Origin of the sequence: Streptomyces sp. XM4193 (assembly GCF_023072595.1) — a bacterium.
Classification (GTDB): domain Bacteria; phylum Actinomycetota; class Actinomycetes; order Streptomycetales; family Streptomycetaceae; genus Streptomyces.
The window spans coordinates 449,584-462,333 of the sequence record NZ_JALLGK010000003.1; the positions used below are offsets into that span (position 1 = coordinate 449,584).

General features: G+C 74.5%; 9 protein-coding genes. 6 read left to right on the forward strand and 3 right to left on the reverse strand.

The window, feature by feature from the left end; genetic code table 11:
- Positions 1-74 precede the first annotated feature (74 nt).
- Entirely contained in the window at positions 75-1,454 is a 1,380-nt protein-coding gene (locus tag MTQ01_RS13100; RefSeq protein ID WP_247489872.1) for a diaminopimelate decarboxylase, read from the reverse strand.
- Between the two features lie 118 nt (positions 1,455-1,572).
- Here MTQ01_RS13100 and hutU point away from each other — a divergent pair, with 118 nt between their 5' ends.
- The 5 genes from hutU (at position 1,573) to MTQ01_RS13125 (ending at position 8,704) form a co-directional block, all read left to right on the forward strand.
- The gene (hutU, locus tag MTQ01_RS13105) at positions 1,573-3,237 is read left to right on the forward strand and encodes a urocanate hydratase (RefSeq protein ID WP_247490050.1); all 1,665 of its coding nucleotides are present in this window, start codon (positions 1,573-1,575) and stop codon (positions 3,235-3,237) included.
- Between the two features lie 146 nt (positions 3,238-3,383).
- The gene (locus MTQ01_RS13110; protein ID WP_247490051.1) at positions 3,384-4,670 is read left to right on the forward strand and encodes an allantoate amidohydrolase; all 1,287 of its coding nucleotides are present in this window, start codon (positions 3,384-3,386) and stop codon (positions 4,668-4,670) included.
- On the forward strand, positions 4,667-6,034 hold the full coding sequence (locus MTQ01_RS13115; RefSeq protein WP_247489874.1) for a formimidoylglutamate deiminase: 1,368 nt from the start codon (positions 4,667-4,669) through the stop codon (positions 6,032-6,034). Before MTQ01_RS13110 ends, MTQ01_RS13115 begins: the two co-directional genes overlap by 4 nt.
- Positions 6,035-6,372: 338 nt before the next feature.
- Positions 6,373-7,536, forward strand: coding sequence for an imidazolonepropionase (hutI, locus tag MTQ01_RS13120; protein ID WP_247490053.1), 1,164 nt, complete (start codon positions 6,373-6,375; stop codon positions 7,534-7,536).
- Between the two features lie 280 nt (positions 7,537-7,816).
- Entirely contained in the window at positions 7,817-8,704 is an 888-nt protein-coding gene (locus MTQ01_RS13125) for a maleylpyruvate isomerase N-terminal domain-containing protein (RefSeq protein ID WP_247489876.1), read from the forward strand.
- A 431-nt stretch (positions 8,705-9,135) separates the two neighbouring features.
- Here MTQ01_RS13125 and MTQ01_RS13130 read toward each other — a convergent pair whose 3' ends face one another.
- Together MTQ01_RS13130 and MTQ01_RS13135 are read right to left on the reverse strand one after the other, a co-directional pair.
- Positions 9,136-9,789 (reverse strand): CatB-related O-acetyltransferase, encoded by a 654-nt coding sequence (locus MTQ01_RS13130; protein ID WP_247489879.1) that lies wholly within the window; start codon positions 9,787-9,789, stop codon positions 9,136-9,138.
- 379 nt (positions 9,790-10,168) lie between these two features.
- Entirely contained in the window at positions 10,169-11,830 is a 1,662-nt protein-coding gene (locus MTQ01_RS13135) for an ABC-F family ATP-binding cassette domain-containing protein (protein ID WP_247489881.1), read from the reverse strand.
- 157 nt (positions 11,831-11,987) lie between these two features.
- Here MTQ01_RS13135 and MTQ01_RS13140 point away from each other — a divergent pair, with 157 nt between their 5' ends.
- Positions 11,988-12,719 (forward strand): TetR/AcrR family transcriptional regulator, encoded by a 732-nt coding sequence (locus MTQ01_RS13140; protein ID WP_247489883.1) that lies wholly within the window; start codon positions 11,988-11,990, stop codon positions 12,717-12,719.
- Positions 12,720-12,750: the final 31 nt, after the last annotated feature.

Consider the following 12,750-nt stretch of genomic DNA (forward strand, 5'->3'; position numbering starts at 1 on the left):
TTCCAGCCGCTCCCGCTCCGGCCGCTCCCGCTCCCGCTCCCGCGGTCCGAGCGGCTCGGCCCGGCGGTCGCGGCTCAGAGGGCGGTCAGGGCGTTGGTGCACGAGCCGCCGGACTCGGCCACCAGCTCCGCGGTGGACTGCGCTGGCCGGACGGTGGCGAAGCGGACCGTCCCCGCCTCGTCGGCGGTGTAGCCGTAGACGGCGGGTCTGGGCAGGCTGTTGTAGCTGAACGGGTTGGAGAAGTAGTAGGCCCCCGTGTCCAGCAGCGCCACCAGATCGTCCGCCGCCAGCGCCGGCATGCTGCGGTCGCGGGCCACCAGGTCGCCCGCGAAGCAGCACGGCCCGGCGACGTCCTGGGCGAGGTCCGGCTCGTGCTTGCGCAGTCCGGCGCTGTCGTACGCGTCGATCCGCAGCGGCCAGGACTCCGGTGCGAACACGGTGCGCACCGCGGTCTGGGCGCCGGCGTGCGTCACGGCGATCGCCCGGCCGCCGGCGGACTTCACGTACTCGACGCGGGCCAGGGTCGTGCCCGCCTTGGCCGCCAGTGATCTGCCGAACTCGGTGACCAGCGCGTACCGGCCGTCGAAGAGCCCCGGTGTGCGCTCGCGCAGCAGTCGGGCGTACTGGGCGAAGGTGGGGTCGGTCCGGTCGGAGGCGAAGTTCACCGGGAGCCCGCCGCCGATGTCGATGCCGGTGATCTGCTGATGCCCCGCCGCCGCGTTGACCTCCTCCGCGAGCGCGTACACGGCGGCCACGCCCTCGGCCATCAGGGGAAGCGGTATCCCCTGCGAACCGGTGTGCACATGGAGGCGGTTGAGCCACGGGCGCTGCCGACAGGCGTCCAGCACCCAGTCGCGGGCGCCCTCGTCGGCCAGGGCCACGCCGAACTTGGAGGTGGCGGTGGCGGTGCTCATGGCGTCGATGCTGCCCGCGCCGAGCTGCGGGTTGATCCGCAGGCCGACGGGCGGCAGCGGGTGCCCCGAAGGCAGTTCCCCGCGCAGCGAGTCCAGCCGGTCCAGCTCCTGGGGGTTGTCCACGTTGATCGCGACGCCGAGGCGCAGCGCCTCGCGGAGCTCCTCGGCGGTCTTGGCGGGGGAGTCCAGCACGGTGCGCCGCGGGGCGACGCCGGCGGCGCGGGCGAGCGCCGATTCGCCGGGGCTCGCCACCTCGCAGCCCAGGCCCAGCTCGTCGAGCAGCCGCAGCACGGGGACCAGCGGGGCAGCCTTGACCGCGAACGCGTGCAGCACCTGCTGCCCCGGCGCGGTGACCTCCTCGAACGCGGCGTGCAGGGCGCCGGCGGACTCGCGCAGCGCCGCCGTGTCCAGGAGTCCGGCGACGGGCTGTTCGGCCGTCACCAGTCCCTGCCGTACGGCCGCCGCCACGGCTGCGTCCCTGCGTGCGGCACGGGCGCGGTCGGCCGGGGAGTCGTCGTCGAGGTGCGGTGTGTCGTTCATGTGGTCGACCGTACGCGGTGCGCGGAAGTGGCCGGTGTGCGCTGTTGACTAGGTCTATTCAGTCCGTAAGGTGTCTGAATATAGCCAGTCGAGGCGAGGAGGCACAGCGATGTCCGGCATCTCGGGACCGCGACCCGTACGGGCCGCACGGGGCAACCGGCTCACCACCCAGGGCTGGCAGCAGGAGGCCGCGCTGCGGATGCTGCACAACAATCTGGACCCCGAGGTCGCCGAGCACCCCGACAAGCTGGTGGTCTACGGCGGCACCGGCCGGGCCGCCCGCGACTGGCGCTCCTTCGACGCCCTCAGCCGCACCCTGAGCACCCTGAAGAACGACGAGACGATGCTCGTCCAGTCCGGCCGACCGGTGGGGGTGATGACGACCCACGAGTGGGCGCCGCGCGTGCTGATCGCCAACTCCAACCTGGTCGGGGACTGGGCGAACTGGGAGGAGTTCCGCCGCCTGGAACACCTCGGGCTGACCATGTACGGCCAGATGACCGCCGGTTCGTGGATCTACATCGGGACCCAGGGCATCCTCCAGGGCACCTACGAGACCTTCGCCGCCGTCGCCGCCAAGCGCTTCGGCGGCAGTCTGGCCGGCACCATCACGCTGACCGCCGGCCTCGGCGGGATGGGCGGCGCCCAGCCACTTGCCGTCACGATGAACGACGGTGTGGCGATCTGCGTGGACTGCGACCCGCGCGCCATCGAGCGCCGTATCGAGCACCGCTTCCTGGACGTGCGGGCGGACTCCCTGGAGGAGGCGCTCCAGCTGGCGACCGACGCCCGGGACAAGCGCAAGCCGCTGTCCATCGGAGTCCTCGGCAACGCCGCCGAACTCCTGCCGCGCATCCTGGAGATGGGCGCGCCCATCGACATCGTCACCGACCAGACCAGCGCCCACGACCCGCTCGCCTACCTGCCGATCGGCGTCGACTTCGCCGACATGGCCGCCTTCGCGGCGGAGAAGCCCGCCGACTTCACCCAGCGCGCCCGGGAGTCCATGGCCCGCCATGTGGAGGCCATGGTCGGGTTCCTCGACGCCGGTGCCGAGGTGTTCGACTACGGCAACTCCATCCGCGGCGAGGCCAAACTCGTCGGCTACGAGCGGGCGTTCGACTTCCCCGGCTTCGTGCCGGCCTACATCCGGCCGCTCTTCTGCGAGGGCAGGGGACCGTTCCGCTGGGCGGCCCTCAGCGGCGACCCCAAGGACATCGCGGCCACCGACCGCGCCATCCTCGAACTCTTCCCGGAGAACGAGTCGCTGGCCCGCTGGATCCAACTCGCCGGCGAGCGCGTCCACTTCCAGGGCCTGCCGGCCCGTATCTGCTGGCTCGGTTACGGCGAACGGGAGCGCGCGGGCGAGCGCTTCAACGACATGGTCGCCTCCGGCGAGCTCTCCGCGCCCGTGGCCATCGGACGCGACCATCTGGACTGCGGTTCGGTCGCCTCGCCCTACCGCGAGACCGAGGGCATGCTCGACGGCTCCGACGCCATCGCCGACTGGCCGCTGCTCAACGCCATGGTCAACGTCGCCTCCGGCGCCTCCTGGGTCTCCCTGCACCACGGCGGCGGCGTCGGGATGGGGCGCTCGATCCACGCCGGCCAGGTCACGGTGGCCGACGGCACCCCGCTCGCCGGGCAGAAGATCCAGCGCGTGCTCACCAACGACCCGGGCATGGGCGTCATCCGGCACGTGGACGCCGGGTACGACCGGGCCGAGGAGGTCGCCGCCGAGCGTGAGGTGCGCATCCCGATGCGCGAGGGCGGGGGGGCATGACCGCGCCTTCGGCGGAGAGCGGTGCGCAGGCGGGGCGCGGCGCTCCGGAGGGGCGCGAAGCCGGGAGCGGGACCGGGCGCGAAGCCGGAAGCGGGACCGGGCGCGAAGCCGGGAGCGGGACCGGGAGCGGCTCGTCCTTCGTCGAGATGTGGCGTGAACTGGCTCCGATCGGACGGCACGCGGACAGCGGCGGGTACCGGCGGTACGCCTGGACCGGCGCGGACGCCGACTGCCGCGCCTGGTTCCGTGCGCAGGCCGAGAGCCGCGGTCTGACCCACGAGGTCGACCGCAACGGCAACCAGTGGGCCTGGCACGGCGATCCGACCGGCCGGGACGCGGTGGTGACCGGCTCCCACCTGGACTCGGTGCCCGACGGCGGCGCCTTCGACGGCCCGCTCGGCGTCGTCTCCGCCTTCGCGGCGCTCGACGAACTGCGCGCCCGCGGCGCGGAGTTCACCAGACCGCTGGCGATCAGCAACTTCGTGGACGAGGAGGGCGCCCGCTTCGGTCTCGCCTGCGTCGGCTCGCGACTGACCGCCGGCCGGCTCACCGCGGAGCAGGCCGCCCGACTGACCGACGCCGACGGTGTCACCCTCCCGCAGGCGATGGAACGGGCCGGCCACGATCCCGAGTCCATCGGCGCGGACCCCGAACGGCTCGGCCGCATCGGGGCGTTCGTCGAACTCCACGTCGAGCAGGGCCGAGCGCTCGCCGAGGGGCCGCACCCGGTGGGGGTGGCCTCCGCGATCTGGCCGCACGGCAGATGGCGCTTCGACTTCCGGGGCGAGGCCAACCACGCGGGCACCACCCGGCTCGCCGACCGCCGGGACCCGATGCTGACCTATGCGCACACGGTGCTGGCGGCCCGTGAACACGCCGCCAGAACAGGGGCGTTGGCCACCTTCGGAAAGGTCGCCGTCGACCCGAACGGGGTGAACGCCATCGCCTCGCTGGTGCGCGGCTGGCTGGATTCCCGAGCGGCCGACGAGGAGACCCTCGCCGAACTGGTGGGAGCCGTCGAACGGTCCGCGGCGGAGCACGGCGCGGCCGACGGCATCGGGGTCGAGGTGACGCGGGAGTCGTTCACCCCGGTCGTCGAGTTCGCGGGCGGGCTGCGCGACCGGCTCGCCGCGCTCCTCGCCCGACTGGACGCCGAACGCGGCGGCCCGGGCTCGGCCGGCACCGGCTCGCGGGGCGCGGTCTCGCGGGACGCGGGGGCCCACGGCGCGGGCGGGCCGGGCGCGGTGCCGATCCTGCCGACCGGGGCGGGCCACGACGCGGGCGTGCTGTCCTCCGCCGTACCGACCGCGATGCTGTACGTGCGCAACCCCACCGGGATCTCCCACTCGCCGGCCGAATTCGCCACCGAGGACGACTGCACGGCCGGAGTCGTCGCACTCGCCGACGTACTGGAGGACCTCGCGTGCCGATGACGTACTGGGCGGAGCACGCCTGGGTGGACGGCGGCGTCCGGACCGGGGTGGCCCTGGAGGCCGACGGCGGCCGGATCGCCGCGGTGCGCGCACTGGACGCACCGCCGCCCGGGGCCGTCGTACTGCGCGGGCTGACGGTGCCGGGCCTCGCCAACGCCCACTCCCACGCCTTCCACCGGGCCTTGCGCGGCACCGTCCAGGTGGGCGCGGGCGGCGGGCTCGGCGCACGGGACGGCCCGGGCGGGCGGGCCCCGGACTCCTTCTGGGCCTGGCGCGAGGTGATGTACCGGGTGGCCGACAACCTCACGCCGGACAGCTACTTCGCCCTGGCACGCGCGACCTATGCCGAGATGGCACTGGCCGGAATCACCTGCGTCGGGGAGTTCCACTACCTTCACCACGCCCCGGGCGGTGCTCCGTACGCGGACCCCAACGCCATGGGCGAGGCCCTGATCGCCGCCGCGGGCGAAGCCGGAATCCGGATCACCCTGCTCGACGCCTGCTATCTCTCGGCCGGCTTCGGCACCCCTCCCGAAGAGTCCCAACTGCGCTTCTCCGACGGCACCGCGCAGCGGTGGGCCGCCCGGGTCGACCGGCTCACCGGCAGCGACCACGCCAGGATCGGCGCGGCCATCCACTCGGTGCGCGCCGTCCCCGCGGACGAACTGGGCACGGTGGCGGACTGGGCGCGCGGTCGCGGTGCACCGCTGCACGTGCACCTCTCCGAGCAGCCCGCGGAGAACGAGGCCGCGCTCGCCGCGCACGGCCGCACCCCCACCCGACTGCTGCACGACAGCGGGGCGTTGGGCAGCGGTACGACGGCGGTGCACGCCACGCATCTGACCGAAGACGACATCCACCTCCTGGGCGGCTCGCGGACAGGCGTGTGCATGTGCCCCACCACGGAGCGCGATCTCGCCGACGGGATCGGCCCCGCAGTCGCACTGGAGCGGGCGGGCAGCCCGCTGAGCCTCGGCAGCGACAGCCACGCCGTCATCGACCTCTGGGAGGAGGCGCGTGCGATGGAGCTGAACGAACGGCTGCGCACCAGAGCCCGCGGTCACTGGAGCGCGGGGGCGCTGCTGCGCTCCGCGACCGAGCACGGGCACACCGCGCTCGGCTGGCCCGAGGCGGGGCGGCTCGCGACGGGCGCGGCGGCGGACTTCACCACCCTTGCGCTCAACACCGTCCGCACCGCGGGCCCTACGGCCCGACTGGCCGCCGAGACCGCGGTATTCGCGGGAACCGGCGCAGACGTGCGGCACACGGTGGTCGCCGGTCGGCACATCGTCCGGGACGGGGTGCACACACTGCGCCCCGATGTGCCCGGCGAGCTGGCGACGACGATCGCCGCGGTGCACTGACACATCTGCCGCCGGTGCTGCCGGCGCCGACACTGCCGGTCGTTCCGGCGCTGCGGCCGCCGGGGACGGGCTCCGTGGCCCGTACGCGCGGGGCAGCGCCGGCGGCCCCCGACGCCGTGCCCCCGCACCGCGGCGCACCCGATCCGAACCACCCCCAACCGCCTCGGCGGACCCCAGGGAGCACTCTCGTGTCCGACGCCCACGCAGACCGCACCACACCGGACCGCACACCGCGAAAGCGCACAGCACAGCAGCGCACCGCGCCGCACAGCACCGCGCCGGCCACCGCCCCGGACCGGGCCGCACCCGACCGCACCGCGGCGCACAGCCGGAGCACGCTGATCCACCACATCGGCACTCTGGTCACCAACGACCCCTCCCTCGGCACCGGTCCGCTGGGGCTGATCCCGGACGCGGCGCTCGTCCTGGAGGGCGAACGCGTCGTCTGGGCAGGCGAGTCCAGCAAAGCACCCGCCACTGACAACGCGTTCGACGCGGCGGGCAGGGCGGTCGTACCGGGCTTCGTGGACTCCCACTCCCATCTGGTCTTCGCCGGTGACCGCACCGCCGAGTTCAACGCCCGGATGTCCGGCCGCAGTTACACCGCGGGAGGAATCCGCTCCACCGTCTCGGCCACCCGCGCGGCGGACGACGACGCACTCTCGGCCAACCTCGCCGCCCATCTGACCGAGATGCTCCGGCAGGGCACCACCACGGTGGAGACCAAGTCCGGCTACGGCCTCACCGTGGAGGAGGAGGCGAGGGCTCTGAGGATCGCGGCGGCGCACACCGAGGAGGTCACCTACCTCGGCGCCCACATCGTCGCGCCCGAGTACGCCGACGACCCGGCCGGATACGTCGACCTCGTCACCGGTGCGATGCTCGACGCCTGTGCGCCGCACGCCCGTTGGGTCGACGTCTTCTGCGAGGAGGGCGCCTTCGACGGCGACCAGGCGCGCGCGATCCTGACCGCGGGCAAGGCCCGCGGTCTGCTGCCCCGGGTGCACGCCAACCAGCTCTCCCACGGCCCCGGCGTCCGTCTCGCGGTCGAGCTGGAAGCGGCTTCGGCGGACCACTGCACCCACCTCACCGACGCGGACGTGGACGCGCTCGCCTCGGGAACGACCGTCGCCACGCTGCTGCCGGGCTGCGAGTTCTCCACCCGCGCCGTCTACCCGGACGCCCGACGCCTGCTGGACGCCGGTGTGAGCGTCGCGCTCTCCACGGACTGCAACCCCGGTTCGTCCTTCACCAGTTCGATGCCCTTCTGCATCGCCGTCGCGGTGCGGGAGATGGGGATGACACCGGACGAGGCGCTGTGGTCGGCGACCGCCGGGGGCGCCGCCGCTCTGCGGCGCGAGGACGTCGGACGGCTCGCCCCGGGCGCACGGGCGGATCTCGCGCTGCTCGACGCGCCCAGCCATGTGCATCTCGCCTACCGCCCGGGAGTTCCGCTGGTCACCGACGTGTGGCGACGGGGGGAACACCACTCGATCCGGTGATTCGGTGCCGCCCGAGCCGGCCGGTCGGCGGGGCTCGTCCGGCCGCCTCCCGCGTCGTACTGCGTGTCATATCCGCGATTCGTACCGCGCGTCGTACTGCACGCCGTACCCGCGACTCGTACCGCGTGACGGGCGTGGGCCGGGGCGCGTTCTCGACCGGCCCGGCCGCCCCGCGCGATGAGTTGTGCCGCCGCCGGGCGTCTGCACGGTGAGCGCGTACGGACGGCTCCGGTCGCATCCGTACGGCCGCAGTGCCCCACGGGCGTACGGGAGGTGGGCGGTGGCGAGCCGCGAGCAGCAACGGGCGGGCGACGGCGAACGGTGGAACCGGCGGCTGCTGGAGGACGCGGCCCACTACGCCGTCGGCGGTCTCGCCGGTCTCACCGAGACGGAGCGTTTCCTGCCGACCCCCTGCGCGGGCTGGCACCTCGAACGACTGCTCAGCCACCTCGACGCGTCCGTGTGCGCCCTGCGGGAAGGGCTTGTCACCGGCCGGGTGGCGCCGCCGCCCCCGGCACCGCCACCGGCACCGCCACCGGGCCGTTCGCCGTGCCCGGCACCGGCCCCGTACTCGCGCCCCGCCCCGTCCGCGCGGGCCGGCCACGGACCGCCGAAGCGGGGCACACCAGGGCCGGACGGCGCCCGCGGACGCGGCCCCGCGCCCGGCGCCGATCCGGAGTCCGGTTCCGAGCACGTCCGCGGCCCGGTGGCCGACCCCGGCTCCGTACCGCGTACGGGGCGCGGCCCGGCAACCGGCACCGGGCCCCGTACCGACGCGTACGGGGTTGCGCCCGGCGCCGGTTCCGTCGCGGCTCGTGCCCGGCGCCTCGCCGGGCTGGTCGCCGAACTGCCCGCTCTCTGCCGGGCCGCGCCCGAGCAGGGCCGGCGCGACGCGGTGCTCGTCGACGGCCGTCCGCTCGCCCGTACGCTGCTGCTCCGCACCGGTGCGCTCGAACTGGCCGTCCACGGCTGGGACGTACGCCGGGCGAGGAGCGCGCCGGACGCCGGCCCGCCGCCCGGCGCGCTGGCCGAGCGGCTGCTGACGGTCCTGCCCGCGCTGCTCCCGCAGCCCCACGACCGGGGCACGCTGTTCGCGGCGCCCGTTCCGGTCGCGGCGGACGCGGACGCGGGAACGCGCCTGCTGGCCGCCCTCGGCCGCCCCCTGTGACGCGGGCGGCCGGTACGTGCGAAGCCGTGGTGCGGCACGGTCGTGACGGACAGAGCCGTGACGGACGGTCGTGGCGGACAGAGCCGACGCGCGGAGCCGCAACTCGCAAGCCGCACGCCGCAACTTGCAAAGCCACGACGCGGACGGCTGTGACAGGGCGGTCCCGACACCGGTGAGCACGTAGTCGACGACCACCGCGGCACGGCCCGGACACCGACGACCGCGACACCAACGGCCGTTCCGCGCGCGGCTCCCGCCCGCCGCTCCCGCCGGCGACGGCCGACGCGGACGTCCCGCACCGTTGAACGCCCCGCCCCGCCCCGCCCCGCCCCGCCCCGCCCCGAGCCCGCGGGCCCGAGCCCGCCCCGCCTGCGCCCCTGCCCGAGCCCGAGTCCCGGCGGTGGCGGCCCCGGGCCCGCTCCCGCCGGAGGTCACTCCTCCCGCGAGGGCGCCACCGCTTCCAACTCCTCGACGCTGCCCGCCATCACGGTGCGCACATGGGCGGTCAGATGCTCCAACGGCCAGTCCCACCAGGCCAGTTCGAGCAGCCTGCGGATGTCGCTCTCGCTGTGGCGGTGCCGGATGAGGCGGGCGGGGTTGCCGCCGACGACGCCGTAGTCGGGTACGTCCTGCACGACGACGGAGCCCGCGGCGACGATCGCCCCGTGGCCGATCCGTACGCCGGGCATCACCATCGCCCGGTAGCCGAGCCACACGTCGTGGCCCACGACCGTGTCGCCGCGGCCCTCGAGTCCGGTCAGGAGGTCGAAGTGGTCGCCCCACGAAGCGCCCATGATCGGGAACGGGTAGGCGGAGGGCCCGTCGAGGCGGTGGTTGGCACCGTTCATCAGGAACCGCACGCCCTCGCCCAGCGCGCAGAACCTTCCGATGACGAGCTTCTCCGGCCCGTAGTGGTAGAGCACGTTGTGCCGTTCGAAGGCGGTGGGGTCCCCGGAGTCGTCGTAGTAGGAGAACTCCCCGACCTCGATGAGGGGCGAGGTGACCAGCGGCTTCAGCAGAACGACCCGCGGGTGGTCGGGGATCGGATGCAGCACGGTCGGGTCGGCGGGGGCAAGCGGTGGCACGGTTTTTCCCTTCGGAGTGAGCCCGGCCGTCGGTCGGGCGAGTGGTGAACACGGTGTGCGGCGAACGCCGTTGGGGCGGCCGCGGCCTCGGGCGGACGCGCCGCTCGCCGGACGCGGCATCGGGTGGATGCGGCGCCCGGCGTCCCCGCGCGCGGTGGTGAACGCGAGTGTGCGGAGCGTGCGGTGGTGAGCGCGTGGTGGGTGGCGCACTCGATGGTGTTGCGCCGACGGTCGAGCGCGGGCTCGATCCGTGGGTGACACTGCGCGCGGCGGGCCGCCCGGTCGAGAGGACCCCAGTGTGGCCCGTGGCGGGCCCGGTTGCCGGTCGGCCACGCGCCCCGTTCGAGCGCATGGCCGACCGGAGGCGCGTCCGCGGTGGTCAGACGGGGTGTGGTCGTACGGCTGCGGCGTCCGGGGAGGCGACCGCCGCGCGGGCGGGGAGGTGCAGTCGGTCGCCCTGCCAGCGCTCCCGCAGCCGCCGGTCGTGACTGGCGACCACCACGGCGCCGGGGTACCGGGCGAGCGCGGCCTCCACCTCCTCCATCAGCACGGGGGACAGGTGGTTGGTCGGTTCGTCCAGCAGCAGCACGTCCGAGGGACGGCTGACCAGCCTGGCCAGGGCGAGTCGCTGCAACTGGCCGGTCGACAGCCGTCCGACCGGCACCGTCAGCAGCTCGCGCTCGAACAGCCCGAGCTCCAGCAGCTCCTCGGCGTGGTCGGCGGCCTCGCCCGGCAACCCCCGCGCGTACGCGGCCAGCACCGTCTCGTGCGGCCTCCCGGGAGCCGGGTCCTGCGGCAGGTGGCCCAGCCTGCCGCGGCGTACGACGGTGCCGCTCGCGGGCGGCAACTGGCCGGCGAGCACCCGCAACAGGGTGCTCTTGCCCGCTCCGTTGGGACCGGTGATCAGCAGCCGCCCGCCCGCCCCGACGGCGAGGTGCAGCGGGTCGAGCCGGTTCGGCACGGCGATGCCGGTGGCGTCCAGCACGTCGCCCGCCAGCTGTGCGGCCCGCAGCACGGGCGCGAAACGCAGCGGCTGCGGGGGAGTCGGCACGGGGTCGGCCAGAAGCCTGCGCAGCCGTTCCTCCGCGTTGCGCACTCGGCCGGCGAGCGACTGCTGCACCCGGCCGGCTGCCCGGTCGTACGCCATCTTGTTGCCGTCCTTCATCCCGCGGCCCGGGGCCACCCGACGGGCCGTGGTCGCGGCGGTCTCGCGCAGCCCCGCGACATCGGCCTGCCACTGCTCGTACGCCTGGGACCAGCGCCGCCGGCCCGCCGCGTGCTCGGCGAGGTAGCCGGCGTAGCCGTTGCCGTGCCGCACGATCCGGCGGCGGTCCGGGTCGACCTCCAGCAGGCCGGTGGCGACGCGCTCCAGGAAGGTCCGGTCGTGGGAGACGGCGACGGTGGTTCCGCGCCGGGTGCGCAGATGGTCCTCGAGCCAGCTCACGGCGCTGTCGTCGAGGTGGTTGGTGGGTTCGTCGAGCAGCAGCACCTCGGGTGCGGACGCCAGCAGCGCCGCCAGCCGCAGCCGGACGCGTTCGCCGCCGGAGAGGCTGCCCGCCGTGCGGTCGCGGGCCACCAGTCCGAGGCCCAGGCCGTGCAGCGCCCGTTCGACCCGTGCTTCGGCCTCGTAGCCGCCGCGCAGCTCGAAGAGGGTGAGCAGATCGCCGTACTCCGCCATCGCCGCCCCGTCGGCGTCCGGCATCGCGGTGTCCGACATCGCGGCCTCCAGCTCGTGCAACCGCCGTTCGATCCGCCGCAGTTCGCCGAGCGCGCGGTCGACGACCGACTGGACGGTGGTGTGCGGGTCCAGCCGCTCCTCCTGGGCGAGGTGGCCGACGCCGCCGTCGGCGCTGACGACGATCTCGCCCTGGTCGGGACGGTCCTCACCGGCGAACAGCCGCAACAGGGTGGACTTCCCCGAGTCGTTCTCGCCGACGATCCCGATGCGCTCGCCGGCGGCGACCGAGCAGGTCACCGAGTCAAGAACGACCCTTCCGCGGAAGGATCTGCTCACCGCGCGGGCGGTGATCTGCGTGGGCATGAGTGGTCTCCAAAGCATTCGTGAACGAGGCGGCTCCACGGAGCCGTGTGGCCGGGCGAACGCTTGGAACGAGCATGCGGGACTCCATTAGTGCGACAACTGATGCATTAAGATGCTGCCACACCACCACCGGCCGCTGCAACGGAGTACGTACCCCATGACTCCACCCGAGTCCGCCGATCCCATCGCCTCCACCGATCCGACCGGCGCCGAGCCGTCGCGTCCGGCGTCGACGTCCCCGCGGCGACGTCCCGGCGGCCGAACCGCCCGTACCAGAAGGCTGGTTCTCGACGCGGTGCTCGCAGAGCTCGGTGAGCACGGTTACGACGGGCTCACCGTGGAAGCCGTCGCCGCACGGGCCGGGGTCCACCGCACGACCGTGCACCGCCGCTGGCGGGACGTCGGCGGACTGTTGACCGATGTGTACGACGCCGCCGACGGCGACGACTGGCAGCCGCCCGACACGGGCTCGCTGGAGGGCGACCTCGTGGCGCTGAACCAGGAGGTCCACGACGCGCTGACCGCGCAGCCGTCCGTGGTGGGCGCCCTGATCGCGGCCTCGTTCCGCTCGGAGCGGGCCGCCGAAGCGCAGCGACGGCTCTGGGAGGGGCGCTACGGGCGCAGCGAGACGGTCGTCGAACGAGCCGTGGAGCGCGGGGAGTTGGCGGGCGCCGTCGATGCGCGGAGCCTGCTGCTGACGGCCACCGCGCCGCTCTACCACCAGCTGGTGCTGCTCGGCGGTTCCGGCGACCCGGGCCTCCCGGCCCGCGCCGCACGGACCGCCGTCCTCGCCGCCGCCGCCGGGGCCTTCGATACGCCCCCGGGCGACGGGTCCGCGGGCGACACCCCCTCGGGCGACGCGACCCGGGTGGCGCAGGCGGACGTGTGAGCGGTGGGTGCCCGTGCGGAACGGCCGAGTG

Excerpts from the sequence above, each read along its gene's own strand:
- MTQ01_RS13100 (WP_247489872.1), bottom strand. The coding sequence starts at position 1,454 with ATGAACGACACACCGCACCTCGACGACGACTCCCCGGCCGACCGCGCC.
- MTQ01_RS13110 (WP_247490051.1), top strand. The coding sequence starts at position 3,384 with ATGTGGCGTGAACTGGCTCCGATCGGACGGCACGCGGACAGCGGCGGG.
- MTQ01_RS13115 (WP_247489874.1), top strand. The coding sequence starts at position 4,667 with ATGACGTACTGGGCGGAGCACGCCTGGGTGGACGGCGGCGTCCGGACC.
- MTQ01_RS13135 (WP_247489881.1), bottom strand. The coding sequence starts at position 11,830 with ATGCCCACGCAGATCACCGCCCGCGCGGTGAGCAGATCCTTCCGCGGA.
- MTQ01_RS13140 (WP_247489883.1), top strand. The coding sequence starts at position 11,988 with ATGACTCCACCCGAGTCCGCCGATCCCATCGCCTCCACCGATCCGACC.